Source organism: Microbacterium kunmingense, from assembly GCF_023155745.1.
Taxonomy (GTDB): domain Bacteria; phylum Actinomycetota; class Actinomycetes; order Actinomycetales; family Microbacteriaceae; genus Microbacterium; species Microbacterium kunmingense.
Genome location: NZ_JAKNUS010000003.1, coordinates 1 through 18242 on the forward strand (window position 1 = coordinate 1; position 18242 = coordinate 18242).

Below are 18242 nucleotides of genomic sequence, written 5' to 3' on the forward strand. Positions count from 1 at the left end.
ATTCAACATCTTCAAGCAATGGCGCGCCTTGGCCACCCGCTACGACAAACTCGCCCTGACCTATCGCGGCGGCGTCGTCCTACGCGCCATCACCATCTGGCTCAAGGCTTTAAGAGACACGCCCTAGGCCGACCTCGGGAAGATCCTCGACGCCCGGTCCCCTCCGGTCGTCGGGGCCGTATACAGCAATTGAATCGATCTTGTTGTAGAGAGATTTGAGCTCGCCCGCGCCGCCCTCGACATCCTCGCCTTGACCATATCGCTCAAGAGCGGCGGCAAATGCTCGTCCGCCATCCTCGGCGAGTACGAAGTAAGTGGCGGAGTCATCGGTGCCAAGTACTTCCAACTCGCGAAGGCTGAGTGTGTGGTCGTCAGCGAACCCGGCTTCAGACTTGATCTTGAAGACGAATCGCGGGTCCACCCCATCCATTGCCGAACGAGCGGATGCGACAGGCATTGTTGCGAGTTGCGCACTAAGCGCCTGGCCATGTCGCCGGGGATTACGTGAAGGTGTAACTCCGAAGCCGGGCGACACGCGTCGCGAAGTCAAGGTTCTCCTGGGAGGCAGGAACGGATGACTTACCACTCCGCTTGCTTACCACGCGCGCTGGCGGATGCCGCGCAGAAGCTCGCTGACACGACTTGCGCTCACTTCCCCCCTGAGGATTTGCTCGCGGCGCACGTCGTACACGAATCGTTCGACGGCAGCGTGTGGGAGACCCTTCAATGCGGACGCAACTTCGTCGGTAGCAAAAGGTTTGACGCGCATGGCACGCGCGCGTAGGCGAAGCAAGCGACGGATGGCATGAACGCCGGGACGCTTGAACTCGGCTACCTCGTCGAATCTCCGCCAAAGAGCAAAGTCGAGGAGACCGGGGTAGTTGGTAATGGCGATCAAGATGCTGGGGCCGGAATAGTGGTCGAGGAACTGCAGGAAGGACGATACGACCCGCTTCATCTCCCCATGCTCCGACGAGTCGTCACGCATCCGCCCCAATGCATCGAACTCGTCAAAGACAAGGACAAGTCGGTGGTCCCGGGCAAACTCGAAAACGCGTCGCAAGTTCGTTGCTGTCTCGCCCAGGTAAGACGAGACGACGGTGTCCACACTGACCAAGCCCAGTGGCCAGCCAAGCATTGTCGCCAGTCCCTCAGCGGCACTCGTCTTGCCCGTGCCCGCCGGTCCGGTGAAAAGTAGCTTCTGCCGCTTGGGGACTCCCGCACTCGTAAGTTCTTCCCAGTGAGCGACCTCTCCAGCAACTTCATCCAAGGTGCTAGCAACGGACGGCTCTACAACAAGGTCGCTCAGATCCAATTCTGGGATCCGTACATCAATGAGATCCCACTCGTTGTCCCGTGACTTCGGCGCCGGAGGAAGCGTGAAGAGCGAGTCCGTTTGGCGCGCACCGCTCCCGACCGCGAGGAGAGCGCGGAGATCGCGGGCGATCGCGAAGTGGTGGCGAGCCTCTTCTTCCTCGATGATCTCGTTTACCGCGCGGCGGAATGCCAGCTCGTCGCGCGCCTGGAACGCACGCACGACATCCTTTATCTGCCTGCCCGCCATAGCGCCGATCCTAACGGGAGCTTCGGTCACTGTAAGCCGACCCGACGACGTTGCGTAAAGCTGCCCTGAGCGCTGAACGCGTCGCCCCGCTCATCACCACAAGCTCGGCCCTTTGGCGGTCTCAGGCCGCGCCCAATGGCGGCGCGTCAGCCAAGCAGGTGGCTCGATTCTTGCCGGATCACGCCATCGCCCGGGCGGGGCGCTCGCCGTAGTCGCGGCGCAGGCTCCGCCGCCTAACCCCGGCGGATCGCGCGGAGCTTCATCATCTGGTCTTCACCCAGTGGGGTCAGCCGCCAATACTTGGCGGTGTTGTTGACCGCTCGCTTCTTATCGCCTCGCGCGATAACTCCGATGGCGAACAGTTGGACGATGATGTCGCTGACGACCTCGTCGCCCACCGAGATCTTGCTGGTTCGTTTTCCAAAGTCTGCGTGGTAGTTCTCGGACACCTCAGCCGCTCGACTGTCAACCCACGCGTCGAGCGCACGGCGAATCTCCGGCTCTGACGCTTCGTGGAGCAACGTAGGCCCAACGGTCTGGAGAATCTCGTTCCACGTCGACGACAGGATCATCCACCATGTGCCGGGGGAGGTGAACATCTCCCGTAGTTGTCCGTCCTCACGAAGCTGGTCTTTCCGATATCCCTGAAACAGCATCTTGACCTCGTACTCATCTTCTCCTTGAGCAAGTTCGTCGATGCCTTCGAGAAACGCCGTTGAGGTCGCCTTGGCTTGTGCTTCCTGCGTCAGTTCTGCGACCTTGGCTCGAAGCTCCGCGAGTTCGGTACGGACTTCGGGCGTCATTGCTTGACTCGCACGCACCCATCCTTCAGCGGGGTAGTGATCACGAGTTTCCATGAGAGCCAAGGCCACGTGTCCGGGGAGTTCGGCTGGCGTGTTCCAGTACTTCACCACCCGCGACGCCTCGACCTTCGTGCGGAATGCATCGAGCTTCTCCCGGCGCTCCTTGTCGAGCTCGATCTGATCTCCGGTCAATTTGCCGGGAGCGCCATGAAGGAAGGCCATGATCGGCTTCTCGATCGACTCGGCGTAGTCGAACTCCATCTCCGTGTAGCTGAGTTCGGTCGCTGGGTCGAGCGATCCGTACTTACCGCCGATAACGAGGACGTAGTAGTCGCACTCGTTGATGACCCGCTGAATTAGCCGCCACTTCTCGTCGTTGCCCGCCGGAAACAACTCCATACCTGCGGGAATGCAACCGGCGATGAGCAATGCCTGGATGACCGACTGCCGCTCTTCGCGCAGATCAAGGTAGGTGGAACTGACAAAGACTTGTTCGCGGCGATCCCCGGGCATGATCTGAGGTTAGCGAGCCATTGGGACTTCCCAGCAGGAACGACGCCGTAGTGAGGGCGCACGGCGCGGCCTCTTGTGGTGTCTTCGTTGACGTCTTGCTGTTACGCCGGTACTCGTGGGGTGGGGACGCTCCGAGGCCGTCGGAGAGGCTGCACGGAGAGGACAACAGACTTCACCGCCTGATTGCGGGCGGGTAAGCCCGTGGCATGCAACTTCTCAAGCTGCGATCCGATCAGCGGAGGGTTCAAGTTGCCATTCGGCGACTTGAAGGCCGGTAGGTGTAACGGTCAGTTCCTAATTAGCTGCCTGGAGACTCTCGCCCGGGCCATTGACCCTCTTGGTGCGAGTTCGGGGGCGCGCTGGGTTTGATCCGGGACGCGGGGTCGCGTCTGTCGGCGGCGACCGGAAGGCGGTCCTGATCCGCGCCGCCGCTCCCTGTGCTGCGATCACTGCGTCAGCGGGAAGTCCTGCGCGTTTGGCAGGTGCAGAGAGATGAATGATGAGGGGACGGCAATTGAAGCCGGCCCCGCGGGCCGATCCGTCACCTAGAGCGGGTTTTCAGCTCACCGGCATCGATTCGTTCGACGCCACTCCCGCGTCGTGGTAGCGCCGCTCCAGCGCCCGTACCCGCACGATCCGCACAAGCGTGATCGGCCCGTTCACCACGAACTTGATCGCGTTCCACAGGCACACCAGTACGAGCAGGTTGATCCAACCCGGCGCGCCCCCGGCGACCCATTGCGCGAGTGCGGCGGCGATCACGACGTAGAAGACCGCGACGAGCATCGCGGGCACGCCCCACTTGAGTCCGCGGCGCGTGTGCGTCGCGCGAATCAGGATGTTCGTCGGCATCGTCCGCTGGAAGACGGCGTAGATGCGACTCACGAATGCGATGAGCAACTGGAACATCGGCCAGGCCTCTCCTTCAGGCGTGGGGCTTGCGGTTGCGCTCAGGTTACGCTCGCCCCTCCCGCACGGATAGGACTACCCGCTACAGGCTGTGGACAGATCCTGCACGAACAGGCACCCGCTGCGGCAGTGTAGGAGTATCGGCCCTCGACAACCTGAGCGCCCGATCCCGCGCCGCGGCTGCGGCCGCGGCATCCAATCGCTGGTTCGGCGAGGTTGCGGGAGCGCCGAGCGCGTCATCATCGAAAACGCCGTACCGGTCACGGTAGGCCGCCACAATGCGGGCTTGGCGCCGCCAGGCGCCCATGCGACCAGGATCGACAGGTACGCACCCGAGCGACGCGATCCAGCTCGCTTTCGAGGCCAGCGCCGCTTCCACGAGCGCGACGGCGCGCGCCTCAATCAGTTGCGCGCGTTCGTCGAGGGCACGCCGCATCTCGGCATCCATCTCCCCCATCGCCGCCGGAATGAGGCCCGCAATCAGGCGCTGCCCGCTCCCTCGCGAGCTGCCGCTCGACCGCTGAGCGAGGATGCGCTCGAGGCGTTCGTGGAGTACTGCTGCAGCATCCTGAGCATCTTCGAATCCACGGGCGGCGACTATGCGCGGCACAAGCGTCTCGACGTGGTGACCGAGCGCCTCGGCGCGTCGAAGGCCTGCGGTGAGGGCACCGAAGGCGTCCGACGCGATCACCGCTTCGGCCAGTTCGCCAGGCAGCCCGCACGCCTGAATGAGGTGCATCCACCGTGGCCGCTGGGCGGAGGCCGCGATCGTGTCGTACTCGGCGGCGAGTTGCGCGATCGATCCCCAGTTCTCCTGCTCGGCGGCGATCGTCTCGTGTGCCGACAGCTCTGCGCCGACGTGACCGAGCACGCCTGCGAGGATGTCGCGAGCCGACGCATCCAGACGCTCACCGGGATGCCGGGCGGAGTGATTGTTGTCGGTGCGCGACACGACCACATACGCGGTGTTCGAGACTCTCCCCCGTGTCATCGCGACGTAGAGGTTCTCGCGCGTCGTTCCGGGGTCGACGACGGCGTGCGCGGTGTCGGTCGTGATCCCCTGCGCGCGGTAGGCGGTCACCGCGTATCCGAGGTCGACGTTCTCAGCCACGTACTGAGCAGGTAGCGTGAGTGGTCGGGCGTCGGTACGGTCGGTATTTTGCACGCGTAGCGAACCGTCGCGACGAACGGCGACGACCTTCCACCGCGCTCCGTTGCGCACCCAGTCGCGCCCTGAGCGCAGGCGGCGGTCGTTCTTGCGGGTGATGACGACATCACCGACGGATGCCGCGGACTCATCCCACAGCGGAGCCTCAGCGCCCGCCTCCACAACGCCGTTGAGAATCAGCTCGGCGCGCGCCCGCCGGTTGAGCGTGGCGACCGACTCACCCGTCTCGGCGACGAGAACCGACGAAATGCCCGCTGCGACGTCTCGGAGCCAGGCGCTGTAGGCGGCATCCGCCATTGCGTCGGCGTCGCCGCCGACGATCCGATCATGCGCACCGTAAGTGTCGAGGGCGTGCACTCGCCCGTTACGAAGGTCGAGCGATGCGTCCTTCTCCCACGCATTGCGGAAGCGGTGGACGTCGGCGAGTTCTGGTGCATCTGGGCGGGCCTCGACGAGCATCCGGAACGCGCCGCCGGCGTCAACCGACTGCAACTGCGCCCAGTCCCCCACCAGCAGCACCTTCGCCCCGACCTGCGTCGCCAGCGTGCTGATGCGATCGAGCGCGAGCGTGCCGGAAAGGGATGCCTCATCGATGATGACGAGCTGTGCGGCCCGGAGGGTTACGCGGCCCTGGTCGTGCTCGTGCAGCCACTTTGCGGTGTTCTCGGCAGCTATGCCGAGGTCATCGGCAAGCTCGCGCGACGCCGCGGCGGATGGCGCGAGTCCGATTACCGAGCCCCGCCCGTGCTCGTGCTCCCAGGCCAGGCGCAGCGCATGCATCGCCGTCGTCTTACCCGCACCCGCCGGTCCGATAAGTACGTCGAGCGAGCGTGCGGAGGTTGCGATCGATTGGAGCGCCGTGCGCTGATCCTCCCCGAGGACGATCCCGTGATTGCGGCGGGCGCGCTCGGCACGCTCGAGGGTTGCAGTGCTGACCACCGGTGCATCGGGCGCGCGCGACGCGGTAAGCAAGCGCTCCTCGGCGTCGAGCAGCGTAATCGATGAGTAGCGCGTGGAGTTGCGCGGGCGGAAGACGCTCGTCTCGTCAGCACGGCGGAACTCAGCGGGCGAGACCGCGAGCTCGGGTGGCGTGAGGCGCGTGGAGCGCTGCTCCGCAGCATGGGTGATCATGCCGACGATCGCCTCGCGGTCCTCGGTCGCGGCGAACCGCCAACCCATCGTCTGGCGCGCGGCTTCGGCGTAGAGGTTCCAGCGAGTCCAGGTCGAGCGGCGCTCGCTGGCCGCTTCGACGACCCGCTCTGCGAGGTGGTTCAGGATGCTGCGCTCGATGTCTTCGGCACGGCGCGGCTGCGGGGCGTCCTGGTGCTCCACCGCGCCACGAGCCCACGCTGTCGCATTGCGGCCTAGCAGTCGGCTGGCGCGGGTGCGCCACTCGTGTGTGAGATCGGCGAGGGACCGGAGTTGCTTCTCGGGACGGGTTGCGAGGGTCGCCTGCTGACGGAGTCGGATGATCGTCACCTTCGACGGCGCGCGCCCGCGTGTCGCGATGTACTCGTCGATGAGCCGGTCCTTCTCGATGTCGATATGGCGCGAGCGGGACGAAAACTCCGCGACGAGCTGCTCGGGAACGGTTGCGATCGCCCACACCGGGTTGCGGTCGGCTTCGCGGTCGCGCAGCTCCCACCGCACGCCCAGCGCACGCGAAAGGTGGTCGGAGAACACAGCCGTGTGCAGCTCGGACAGCGCAACCGTCGCGGCGTGCAGCGGTCGTCCGTCGAGCGAGCGCCACTTGCCGTCCAGCACAGTGCGCACTTTGTTGCTCACCACGACGTGCGTGTGCAACTGCGGATCGCCGGCGCGGGAGTCGAAATGGTCGAAGCCCGCGGCGATGAGTCCGGTGACCTCAACCTGCGCGACAGCGCCATCACGGCCCGCTTCGCCAGCCCGAGTCGCGGCGTTTTCACGCTCCATGAAGGCGAGGACGTCGTCGATCGCTTTGTGGTGCGCCGCGGCGATTGTGGCCTGGGTGTTGGCGTCGGCGACTGCCCAGAGGACGGATGCCGACTTCGGCAACGAGAAGGTGAAGTCGTAGCCGGCGACTGCGCGGCGGCGGGTCGGTGCTGGAGCGCCCTCGGCTGGGCGGTCGGATCCGGGCGCGGATGCTGCGTACTCGGGGTACGCGCGGCCGAGCGGCGCTCCCTTTCCGGGGTCGCGCCCCATCCCGAGCAACAGCTCGAGCTGTGCCTCGGACACCCGCGATCCCGCGGCGATCCTGCCGTCGGCGAGCTCTGGCAGTCCGCTGCCGAGCCAGCGTCCCGGCGGCGTGCCGGCTTCGGCGTAGTACCGCGTCAGCGGGGTCGAGAGCGGCCGATCGCCGTCCGCTGCTGCCACGGTGCGGAGGAGGTACTTGTACCCATCGCCCGCGCTCATCACCCGCATCGACACCGACACCCGGCACCGCCTCTCCTTTCCCAGAGAGGTGGTCGAGCCGTGCCCGCTTCAGCGGGCGCGACCCTCGATCTGCAAGACGTGTGGAGGTGCATCGGTCGTTGCGCGAACAAGTGGCATCGGATCTGCGGGGAGCTCCTATAGCGAACCGGTTGTCCGCCAGCGAGATTGACTCGGCGGTCGGGGTGGGTTGTCGTCGGGAGCGAGCTACTCGCCGCGGTGCTACTCAGGCTACGCAATGCACCGATGGCCCCTGATCCCTGGGGCAATCTCCCTTTCACCGACGCGGTCGGGCCGGCCATTCGACATCCCGACCGCGTCCGTGACGACAACGCAAGTGCAAGGTCGCGATACTGTCACGCTCGGATTCACCGAGGACGGCCAACCGGCATGGTCGGGCCAACCGGTGGGGATCGCGCCCTCAGTTACCAAGGCGGAGACGTCCTCCTAGCCGTCGCGACGTCTCCATGACCGACATTGTTCAGCGCTGCGGCGGGAGCGGCGCGTTTGCCATCGCGATCAGCCCGTCGATCATCTCCGGCGTCACGCCGCCCGGGCTGTCGCTCACGGCGGCGAACATCCCGGCGCGGCCGATCGGGAACGACTCCATCATCTTCGAGGCGTCGACGCCTTCTGGCATGATCGCCTCGACGCCGTCCATCGAGCCCATCATCTGAGCGATCGCCGCCTGCACCATGGGTCCCACGACGGGGTGCGCCATGACCTCGCCGATCGACGAGGTCTTCGAGAGGGGCAGCTGCAGCGTGTCGCCGGTCACCTCGATCGAGACGGACGCGCGGATGTCGCGGCTCGACGCCGCCACGTCGACCGCGTAGGCTCCGCCCTCGACGACGAACCGGTCGGCGCGGATGTCCCAGTATGCGAGGTCGGCGCGGCGCACGGTCAGCGCGACGGTCTGCGTCTCGCCCGGCTCGAGGGCGACCGACGCGAACGCCTTGAGCTCTCGAGGGGCCCGCTGCACGCGCGAACCGGGCAGTGACGTGTAGACCTGCACGACCTCGCGACCCGCGCGGGCGCCGGTGTTCGTCACCGCGACGGTGACGATGACGTCGCCGTCCGCATCGACGGTGGCTGCGGCATCCGTGTACGAGAACGTCGTGTACGAGAGGCCGTGACCGAACGGGAACGCCACCTCAATGCGGCGCGCGTCGTACCAGCGGTAGCCGACGAAGATGCCCTCGCCGTAGCGGGTGTGCGAGAACTCGCCCGGGAAGTCGAGGAACGCGGGGGTGTCCTCGAGCCGAAGCGGGATCGTCTCGGTGAGCTTCGCCGACGGGTTGACGTCGCCGAACAGCACGTCGGCGGTCGCTCCGCCGCCTGCCTGGCCGAGCAGCCAGCCTTCAAGGATCGCGGGCACGCGCTCGGCGAAGGGAAGGGCCACCACCCCGCCGTTCGAGAGCACGACGACCGTGTTCGGGTTGACGGCCAGCACTGCGGCGAGCAGAGCGAGCTGCTCGGCGGGCAGGTCGATGTCGGTGCGGTCGTATCCCTCGGACTCGAGGCGGGCGGGCAGACCGAGGAACAGCACCACGACGTCGACACCGGATGCCGCGGCCACCGCCTCGTCGCGCAGTGCGGCGTTGTCGTCGGCCGTCGTGGTCGATGCGATGCCGAAGCCCTTGGCGTAGGTCACGTCGCCCGTCGCGAGTGCGCGGATCTCGTCGAGTGCGGCGTCCAGGCGCGTCGGGTTGATCATCGACGAGCCCGCACCCTGGTAGCGCGGCTTCTCGGCGAACTCGCCGATGACGGCGATGCGCGCGTCCTTCGCGAGCGGCAGCAGCGGCGCCTCGCCCCCCGCGGCCGGCTCGTTCTTGAGCAGGACGATGCCGCGGCCCGCCGCCTCGCGCGCGAGCGCGTGGTGCCCGTCGACGCCGAGCGGGCCTTCGACGCGGCCGGCGCCGGCCTGCGCCCTGCGCACGAGGTCGAGCACCCGGCCCGCCGCGACATCCAGCACCGACTCGTCGAGCGTCCCGTTCTGCACCGCCGCGACGAGTTGGGCGTCGGTGACCCCGTTCGAGGTCGGCATCTCGAGGTCCATGCCTGCGACGATGCCCGAGACCCGGTCGTTGACCGCACCCCAGTCCGAGACCACGAGACCCTCGAAGCCCCAGTCGTCGCGCAGCACCTCGGTCAGCAGCCACGGGTCCTCGGACGCGTACACCCCGTTGATGCGGTTGTACGAGCACATGACGGTCCAGGGCTGCGCGTCGCGGACGACCCGCTCGAAGCCGCGCAGGTAGATCTCGCGCAGCGGCCGCGGGTCCACGTCCGACGACGACCGCATCCGGTCGTCCTCCTGGTTGTTCGCGGCGAAGTGCTTCAGCGACGTGCCGACACCCTGCGACTGCACGCCGTCGACGTACGCCGCCCCGAGCGCACCCGACACGATCGGGTCCTCCGACAGGTACTCGAAGTTCCGACCGCACAGCGGAGAGCGCTTGATGTTGACGCCCGGTCCGAGCAGCACCGCCACCTTCTCGATCGAGGTCTCGGCGCCGAGCGCCTCGCCGACCCGCGACACGAGGTCGACGTCCCACGACGATCCCAGCGCGACGGCGGGCGGGAAGCAAGTCGCCGGCACGCTGTCGCCGATGCCGAGGTGGTCGCCGCCCTCGCGCTGCTTGCGCAGACCGTGCGGACCGTCGGTGAGCATGATCGCCGAGACCCCGGCGCGCTCGACGGGGGTGGTCCACCAGAAGCTCGCGCCGCTCGTGAGCGACGCCTTCTCTTCGAGGGTGAGGGTGCTGACATCGGGGATCGTCATGGTGTTCCTTTCGAGGGTTGTCAGATCGGTTGGGATGCCGCGAGCTCGGCGCGTCGACGGGCGCCGAGGTGCAGGAACCAAACGGGACGCCCGTAGTCCTTCTGCAGCCACGGCCAGAACGCCCACCAGATCAGCGGCGCACCGGCGGCGCCGGCGACGAGCCCGAAGAAGGTGTCGCTCAGCCAGTGCGCGTTGATGAGGGTGCGCTGCCACATCATGCCGACCATGATCACGCCGCCCACGATCCACCACACGCGGCGCACCGTGCGGCGAGCCGACGGGATGAGCGCGGCGATCACGAACACGAAGGCCGCCGCGGCGACCGCGTGCCCCGAGGGGAAGGACCCGTGGTCGACCGAGAACAGCGGGCCGTAGAGCCCCAGGGCCTCATCTGCGGCCGGACGCGGGCGGTCGACGAGGTTCTTCATGCCCTGCGAGTACAGGCCCATCGAGGTCAGGAGCGCCGCGATCGCGAACAGCGCCGATCGCCAGCGCCCGACGGCCACGAGGCCCAGCGGCAGCAGGATCACCATCACGAGGGCACCGCCGCCCTCGCCGAGGATCTGGAAGAACATCGCGATCGGCCCGAGGTGGGCGGTGCTGTCCGGGGCGGTGCCCACGAGGGCCCGCCACCAGTCGTCGAGGCCCTGCGTGAACGGCTCCTCAGCATTCACGGCGACCGCGGTCCCCATGAGGGCGAACGCGGCGGTGAGCCCCAGCGCCCACCACAGCAGCGCCATGGGGCGGCGGACTCGGGATGCCGCAGCATCCCGAGTCGTCGCGTCACCGGTGAGCGCAGTGCCCATCGTCACCTCACGGCCTTGATCGGCCACACCGCGAGGGCGCCCAGGATGCCGAGCACGATCGCGACCGGGAACAGGGCCTGGTAGCCCGCGACGAGCACGATCGCGCCGGCGACGCCGGGGGCGAGCGTCTGGGGAAGGGTGGCTGCGATGTTCACGACGCCGAGGTCCTTCGCGAAGTTCTTCGCCGAGGGCAGCACCTCGCTCATCAGCGCCGTGTCGACCGCCTGGAACATGCCGAAGCCGAAGCCCGCGATGAAGGTCATTAGCATCCACGCGTTGAGGTCCTGCCAGAACCACGGCAGGAGGAACGCGAGGCTCACGACGGCAGCCGACGCAAACACGAACGGCTTGCGCCGCCCGACCTTGTCGGAGATCGGACCCGACACGACCGTCGAGATGATGATGCCGACCAGCGACAGCAGACCCAGGAGCGGGATGACCGTCTCAGGGTGCTCGACGCCGAAGTAGTCGGTGAGGAGGAACAGCTGGTAACCGGTGACGGCGAAGTACCCCGTATACAGCAGCAGGCGACCGGTGAACGCCCAGAAGAAGTCCGGGTGCTTGACGGGGTTGACCCAGAACGTCTTGAGGAACTCGACGAGCGTGAACGGCTCGGGCTGGAGCTCCTGGCTCGAGTAGTCGGGGTTGAAGACGACGAACAGGCTCAGGATCACCACCGCGAACACGGCGAAGATGACGTAGCCGAGCGCGATGCTGTTGAAGAAGAACGAGCCGACGATCGTGCCGCCGAGCGCGCCGACCATGAGCCCGATGCCCGAGAGCGCCGCGAATGTGCCGCGCCGCTTGAGCGGCACGCGGTCGGGCATTACGGCCGACAGCGGACCCTGCGCGAAGTTGTAGGCGACCTGCACGAGCGTCCACGCGACGATGACGCCGACGAGCGAGTTCGCGAAGGCCAGGCCCACCAGGGCGAGGCCGCCGGCGAGCGCGCCGATGACGATCCACGGCGCGCGGCGACCGAAGCGGGTCCGCGTGCGGTCCGAGACCTGACCTGCGACCGGCTGGGCGATCATCGCGGCGAACGCGCCGATGGTCGCCACGATCGCGAGGTTGGCGACTTTGTCCTCCTCGCCGAACAGCATCGTGATCTGCTGCGGGAGAAGGATGCCGGGCACGGCGCCCCACACCAGAAAGATGCCGAGGTTGGCGGGGATGATCCACACCATGAGCCGGCGAAGGCCCTTGAGCGGTGCGGGCGGGTCGTCGTTTCCGGAGGCCGTGGCCATGAAGGTGTTCTCGGTCATGGGCGCCGCAGCGGGCGCGAGCTCGGGTTCTGACGTCATCGTCACGTGATCCTTTCGGCGACCACCGTGGGCGCCGACAAAACCATACGACATTCGGTTTTGAGAATCAAGCGTCGTTCGCTTTACTGGCTTCATGGCAGACCAGCAACGCCGCCGGGGCTCGTACGCGAAGGGCGTCGCCAAGCGCGAGGAGATCCTCCAGACCGCGCTCGACGTCATCGCCCGCGAGGGATTCCGCGGCGCCTCGGTGAAGGAGCTCGCCGACGCCGTCGGACTCAGCCAAGCCGGGCTCCTCCACTACTTCGGCAGCAAGGAGGAGCTCTTCACCGAGATCCTCCGCAAGCGCGACGAGCTCGACGCGGCCTCGTTCAGACTCCAGGACGCCGAGCTCGAGCCCGTCGCGTTCGAGGACGTCCGCGCCGGCTACGTGAACATCGTGCGCCACAACTCCGACGTCCCCGGCGTCGTGCAGCTGTTCGCCCGGCTCTCGGTCGACGCCGTCGACCCCCAGCATCCCGCCCACGACTTCTTCGTCGAGCGCGGCAGGCAGCTGCGCGGGGTCTTCGGGCTCGCGATCGCGCGCGCGCAGACGGACGGCCGGATCAGCTCAGAGGTCGAGCCCGAGACGGTCGCGAGGATCCTGCAGGCGGTGGCGGACGGCCTGCAGGTGCAGTGGATGCTGGAGCCCGACCTCGACATGGCGGCGACCGTCGACGCCCTGCTGACGCTGCTGATGCGGAAGGACACCGATCAGCGCACACGTTGACCAGCCCATCGTCGCCCCACCGGAGGGCACAAGCGCGGGTCATGCCTCGGCGAACAGTGGGGAACACCCGCGACCCTTGAGGCGTTGCATGCGTTATGAAGATTCGCGAGATTGAGATTCGGACCATGGAGGGCACCACAACCTCGCTCTCGGAGTTCGGCGACAAGATGTTGCTCATCGTCAACGTCGCTTCACGATGTGGGCTTGCTCCTCAGTATGCGACGCTGGAGCACCTGCAACAGCAGTATGGCCATCGAGGTCTACAGGTTGTCGGGTTCCCCAGCAATCAGTTCCTTCAGGAACTGCGGACCAATGATGCGATCAAGCAATACTGCTCCATGACATACGGCATCAGCTTTCCGGTTTTCGATCCGATCCGCGTCAACGGCCGCCGCGAGCACGCTCTCTACTCTGAGTTGAAGAAGACTCCCGACTCACGTGGGAAAGCCGGCAAGGTCCAGTGGAACTTCGAGAAGTTTCTGGTGACGAGGTCGGACGATGTGCACCGCTTCCGTCCTCACACGTTGCCCGACGACCCGGCGATCGTCTCGGCGATCGAGCGGGGGCTGCTCTGATTTTCAGTAAACGCCGACCGATGAAACTCCTTGCGATGAAGTGAACGGCGAGGTACAGCGAGATTTGCGACGCGAATGGGTACCACCCGCCGCGGTGGTCTGACTCGCCGGAATCAAGATCCTGCCCCATCTGCCCCCTCGAAAACCATCGCGGACGCAACGCGAACCGTTGCCCGATCACCGCGCCCACGCCACCACCTCTCGTCCCGCTCACACGCCAAGGCTCGTTAGCAGACCGCGGATCCGTTCGAGACTCCACACCTCTTGTCGGGGATCCTGGTGCCCGCGATAAGAGGGTTCCACGGCCATGATGAGCAGCCGGTGTAGTGCGTAGAGAGCTTTTCGCGCCCGCCCGCTCTCATCCCCTTGTACGACGCCGTATCCTCGAGCGAACGCCTGCTCCCTGGGGAAGATGGGGATGTTGGGGTTCATGAAGCCGGCTTCCATCAGCGGGTCGCCCCACAAAGAGCGCTCGTGATCTACCACTCCAACGAGCATCGACTTTGTGACGATCGCGTTTCCAGGCCAGAGGTCCCAGGACACCAGGACCGGGGAGGTAACGGCCCGCAGTGCGTCGCTGTGCAGATCGAGGGCGGCAGCCGCACGCTCCTCGATGTCTTCGAGTCGGACTTGCGCTCGGTGTCCGTCGGCGAGCACATCCTCGACCATGCGCCTGAATGCCTGTGGCCAGTCCGAGAACACGGGGTCCCCAACGTAGCCGAACGAGGACCCACGAATGCCGTTGAGCACGCGGTTGACGCGCCCCAACTCCGTCATCAGGTGATCTAACCTGGGCGCATCGGCTTTCTCGCCGTGCTCCAGCAGCTCACCCAGATTCTCTCCGTCGACGAAAGCCATGAAGAAGCATGGGGCGCCGACTGGGCCGGCGCCGTCGAAGATGTGCTCGACGTGAGGCACCGGTGCGGCCGAGCGACGTGCAATGAGCTCGATCGCGGCGAGTTCATTTGCCATGAGCCGTTGCTCGTAGGTGAGCACATTGACCTCCGGCGAAGGCGCGATCTTGAGTGCGACATCACGCCCGTCCCGAAGACGCACCCGATACACGGCGTTAAAACGCCCACGTTTCAGTTCGACGATGGACCCATCAGCCTTTGGCACCTGTCGCGCCCCGTAGGCAGCATCCACGAGCGCCTCGATCGTCTCGACAGTCTGGCGGTTCTTGGTAGGGCTTTCCATGTGCTCCGGGGCGAGCGCTGTGAGGTGGTGACGGTCGAAGAACGCGCCGCAACGTTCAATTGTCTCGTAACTTGATGTGAATCGCGAGCTCCTGTGGAACTCGGACTACCTGGCAGATTATCTTCGCGCAGCACTCCCGGTCCGCCGATTGAAGGCGCTCCCTCACCGGATAGGTGTCATGCCGTCTCCATGGCGCGCTCGTGGGGACGGACGAGAGGGTCACTCACGTGCGAGCTCGTTCGGCGTGTTCTGGGTGCCCGTCGTGGCGCCGTGCACGGGGTGGCTGCGTTCTAGCGCTGCTCCTTCGACGTCGACGTTGGGAAGGATCCGGTCGAGCCACTTCGGCAGCCACCATGCCTTTTCCCCGAGCAGGTGCATTGCTGCAGGGATGAGGACGAGTCGTACCACGAACGCGTCGATCAAGACACCGGCAGCGAGGCCGAAGCCGATGGGTCGAACCAGCGCGATGTGCGAGAACACGAATCCGCCGAACACGGCGCCCATGATGATTGCGGCGGCCGTGACAACTGCGCGTCCATTTCTGAGGCCGGCGATGACGGCCATCCGCGCGGGGACACCGTGCACGAAAGCTTCGCGCATGCCCGAGACCAGGAAGAGTTGATAATCCATGGCGAGACCGAACAGCACGCCGATAAGGATGATTGGCGCGAAGTTCAGCACAGGACCGGGGCTGTGTACTCCGAATACGGGTCCGAGCCACCCCCACTGGTAGATCGCCACGACGGCACCGAATGCGGCGACCAGGGACAGAACGAACCCGGCGGTGGCGACCAGCGGGACCAGGATGGACCGGAAGACGAGGACGAGGATGAGGAAGGAGAGTCCAACGACGAGCACGAGGTACACGGGCAGAACGTCGGCGAGTTTCTCGGAGATGTCGATGTTGCCACTCGCCTGGCCTGCGACTCCAAGCTCGATCTCGCCGATTGGGGAGAGGTCGCGCAGGTCTCGTACGAGTTGCTCAGTTGATTCACTGGAGGGTCCGTCGATCGGCACGACCTGGAAGGCGAGGAAATCCCGATTGTCTGAGATGCCTATCGGTGCGACGGCGATGACGTCGTCGTTCGCAAGCAACTGCTCGGCGATGTCTGCTTGAACGGCGATGACGTTGTCTTCATCGATGGACTCGGGCAGAGCGGCTGTGATGAGCAGCGGGCCGTTTTGGCCAGCGCCGAATGCCTCGGCGGCGGTCGTGTAGGCGCGGTACTGGGTGGAGTCGAGGGGCTCAGATGATCCGTCCGGCATGCCGAGCCTCATGGACAGCGCCGGGATCGCGACGATGAGCAGGGCGATCACTGCGATCGCGGTACGGAGGAGCGCGCGCGAGGTTGTCATGGGCTTCAGGTCGGGCGCGGCGTGCGACTCGTGCCCGATCTGCGCCCGGGCACGGCGGTTGAGCACGCGGGGACCGATGATGCCGAGCAGCGCCGGCGTAAGCGTCACGGCGATGAGAACCGCGACCAGAACGCAACCGGCGGCGACCGTCCCCATGGTGCCGACGAACGGGATGCCCGTGACATTCAGGGCCAGCAGAGCCACCAGCACTGTCGATCCGGCGAACACCACGGCGTTGCCTGAGGTCCCGTTCGCCAGTGGTATCGACTCCCTCAGGTCGACGCCGGCCAGGATCTGCTGGCGATGCCGATTGATGATGAACAGGGCATAGTCGATACCCACCGCGAGCCCGAGCATCAACCCGAGTACGGGAGTGGCCGAAGACATGTCGACAACCCCGGAGAACGCGAGCGCCCCGGCCACCCCAACCCCGACGCCGATGACGGACGACACAATGGGGAGCATCGCCGGGAGGAGCGCGCGGAACATGAGCACCAGCACCAGCAGGGCGAGTGCGATTCCCACGAGCTCACCGACCCCCAGGATCCCTTCCACGGCCGTCGCGATGGCCGCAGAGTAGTAATCGACCTGGACCCCGGCGATGTCGACTTCGTCGAGCTCCGCACTGACTGCCGTCACGACCTCCGCCGGAATCGCGAAGAGGTCATCTTCGAACAGCACTGCGCCGATCGCCGTCGAGCGATCTGTCGTCACGGTGCGGATTTCGGATGCCGCGGCGACGAGCCGTTGAGCATCCGCGATTTGGTCGCCCCTGTCCGCCAACTCCTTCGCACCGGCCTCGAGTTCGCTCCGGCGGGCGTCAAGCTCCGCCGCGCCGGCATCGAGCTGCGCTTGCTGAGCCAGGAACTGCGGTGCGGCAAGTTCGTAAGATCCTGCCGCATTCGCCGCCGCAATCGCCGCGTCGAGCTGCGCCTGCCCTTCTTCGAGCTGCGCCTGGGCCGCATCGAGCTGCGCAGCGCCATCATCGAGCTGCTGCTGTGCGGCGTCGAGCTGGGCGGCGCCGTCTTGAAGTTGCTGTTGCTGGTCCTCGCGAGTGGCCTCGGCGTCGAAAGGATTCACGACTTCGGCCACGCCGTCGATGCCACCGATGCGAGTCAGCAGATCCCCGATCTGCTCCTGCTGTGATTCGCTGAACTCGGACCCGTTCTCGCTCTGGAACACGACCGTTCCGGTACCGCCGCCGAGATCGCCGATCTCCTCAGTGAGCTGCTCGCTCACCCGCTCCGTCTCCGTGCCGGGGATGCTGATGCTCGAGGTAAGGGTGCCTCCGAAAGCGAGGAAGGCTCCGATGGCGAGGGCAAGTGCGACAAGCCATCCGACGATCACTGCCCACGGACGCTGCGCGGCGAATCGACCGAGGCGATAGAGGAGTTCTGCCACGTGAGAACCTTTCGTGATGGGACAGCGGGGGCGCACCGTCGGGCCGTCATCGAGACTAGTCGACATTTGTCGGAAATCAGACGGATGTCGGAGAACTCGAAAATGGTGCTGGTGCGGGATGGCAGAATCGCCACATGGATGTCCGCGTCGAACGAACCCGACGGTCCTTGCAGGAGGCGCTTTTCGACCTCGCCCGTGATCGCCCGCTTGAGGAAGTGACGGTCGCCGACATTGTTCAGCGCGCCGGCGTGAATCGGAGCAGCTTCTACCAGCACTATGCCGACAAGGAGACCTTGCTCGCCGACGCGCTCGACACCGCGGTGGATGACGCCGGCACGTTCCTGCCCGAGACCATCACCGCGCCAGACGGACCGCAACGCGCACTCACCGCTTACCTGCGCCACATCGACGAGCGCGCCGACGTGTACCGGCGCGTGCTCGGACGGCACGGCTCGGCGGCCGTGGCGTCACGGCTACGCGACCGCATCGAGGCCGTTGCACGAGAAGGCCTCGCCCGAATGGGCACGGGAGCGTTCGAGGGCATCCCCCTCGGCGTCGTCAGCGCGGGCATCGCCGGCTCTGCCCTCGGTGTCATCGAGACATGGCTCGCACGAGACCCCCGGCCGAGCGTTGAGACCGCCGCAGACTGGGTCTGGCGGGTACTGGTCGGCGTCGGCGACGCATTGGAGCACCAAAGGCAAGCACCTGGGAATTCGTGACCCACT

The 18242-nt window shown here is 66.1% G+C and carries 13 protein-coding genes; 3 read left to right on the forward strand and 10 right to left on the reverse strand.

The window, feature by feature from the left end; translation table 11 throughout:
- Nucleotides 1-109: 109 nt before the first annotated feature.
- From MA875_RS04970 to MA875_RS05005, 8 genes are all read right to left on the reverse strand, one after another.
- On the reverse strand, nucleotides 110-586 hold the full coding sequence (locus MA875_RS04970; RefSeq protein ID WP_504915092.1) for a hypothetical protein: 477 nt from the start codon (nucleotides 584-586) through the stop codon (nucleotides 110-112).
- Between the two features lie 9 nt (nucleotides 587-595).
- Nucleotides 596-1564 (reverse strand): AAA family ATPase, encoded by a 969-nt coding sequence (locus tag MA875_RS04975; protein ID WP_248240683.1) that lies wholly within the window; start codon nucleotides 1562-1564, stop codon nucleotides 596-598.
- 233 nt (nucleotides 1565-1797) lie between these two features.
- Nucleotides 1798-2880: a DUF4062 domain-containing protein gene (locus MA875_RS04980; RefSeq protein ID WP_248240684.1), complete on the reverse strand. Its 1083-nt coding sequence runs from the start codon at nucleotides 2878-2880 to the stop codon at nucleotides 1798-1800.
- Between the two features lie 558 nt (nucleotides 2881-3438).
- On the reverse strand, nucleotides 3439-3789 hold the full coding sequence (locus MA875_RS04985; RefSeq protein WP_248240685.1) for a sulfate permease: 351 nt from the start codon (nucleotides 3787-3789) through the stop codon (nucleotides 3439-3441).
- An 82-nt stretch (nucleotides 3790-3871) separates the two neighbouring features.
- Nucleotides 3872-7357 (reverse strand): MobF family relaxase, encoded by a 3486-nt coding sequence (gene mobF, locus MA875_RS04990; protein WP_248241341.1) that lies wholly within the window; start codon nucleotides 7355-7357, stop codon nucleotides 3872-3874.
- A gap of 490 nt (nucleotides 7358-7847) precedes the next feature.
- Nucleotides 7848-10151 (reverse strand): glycoside hydrolase family 3 C-terminal domain-containing protein, encoded by a 2304-nt coding sequence (locus MA875_RS04995; RefSeq protein ID WP_248240686.1) that lies wholly within the window; start codon nucleotides 10149-10151, stop codon nucleotides 7848-7850.
- 20 nt (nucleotides 10152-10171) lie between these two features.
- Nucleotides 10172-10957, reverse strand: a complete 786-nt coding sequence (locus MA875_RS05000; RefSeq protein WP_248241343.1) for a phosphatase PAP2 family protein — start codon at nucleotides 10955-10957, stop codon at nucleotides 10172-10174.
- A 2-nt stretch (nucleotides 10958-10959) separates the two neighbouring features.
- Nucleotides 10960-12261: an MFS transporter gene (locus MA875_RS05005; protein ID WP_248240687.1), complete on the reverse strand. Its 1302-nt coding sequence runs from the start codon at nucleotides 12259-12261 to the stop codon at nucleotides 10960-10962.
- Between the two features lie 94 nt (nucleotides 12262-12355).
- Between MA875_RS05005 and MA875_RS05010 the strand changes: the two genes are divergently transcribed.
- Both MA875_RS05010 and MA875_RS05015 read left to right on the forward strand, forming a co-directional pair.
- The gene (locus MA875_RS05010) at nucleotides 12356-12988 is read left to right on the forward strand and encodes a TetR/AcrR family transcriptional regulator (RefSeq protein WP_248240688.1); all 633 of its coding nucleotides are present in this window, start codon (nucleotides 12356-12358) and stop codon (nucleotides 12986-12988) included.
- A 95-nt stretch (nucleotides 12989-13083) separates the two neighbouring features.
- The gene (locus MA875_RS05015) at nucleotides 13084-13563 is read left to right on the forward strand and encodes a glutathione peroxidase (RefSeq protein ID WP_282448723.1); all 480 of its coding nucleotides are present in this window, start codon (nucleotides 13084-13086) and stop codon (nucleotides 13561-13563) included.
- Between the two features lie 210 nt (nucleotides 13564-13773).
- Here the strand turns inward: MA875_RS05015 and MA875_RS05020 are convergent, their stop codons facing one another.
- A complete protein-coding gene (locus tag MA875_RS05020; protein WP_248240690.1) occupies nucleotides 13774-14760 on the reverse strand; it encodes a phosphotransferase family protein in 987 nt (328 codons plus the stop codon).
- A gap of 219 nt (nucleotides 14761-14979) precedes the next feature.
- The gene (locus MA875_RS05025; protein ID WP_248240691.1) at nucleotides 14980-17355 is read right to left on the reverse strand and encodes an MMPL family transporter; all 2376 of its coding nucleotides are present in this window, start codon (nucleotides 17353-17355) and stop codon (nucleotides 14980-14982) included.
- A gap of 296 nt (nucleotides 17356-17651) precedes the next feature.
- On the opposite strand from MA875_RS05025, the gene MA875_RS05030 reads away from it, so the two are divergent.
- The gene (locus tag MA875_RS05030; RefSeq protein WP_248240692.1) at nucleotides 17652-18236 is read left to right on the forward strand and encodes a TetR/AcrR family transcriptional regulator; all 585 of its coding nucleotides are present in this window, start codon (nucleotides 17652-17654) and stop codon (nucleotides 18234-18236) included.
- Nucleotides 18237-18242: the final 6 nt, after the last annotated feature.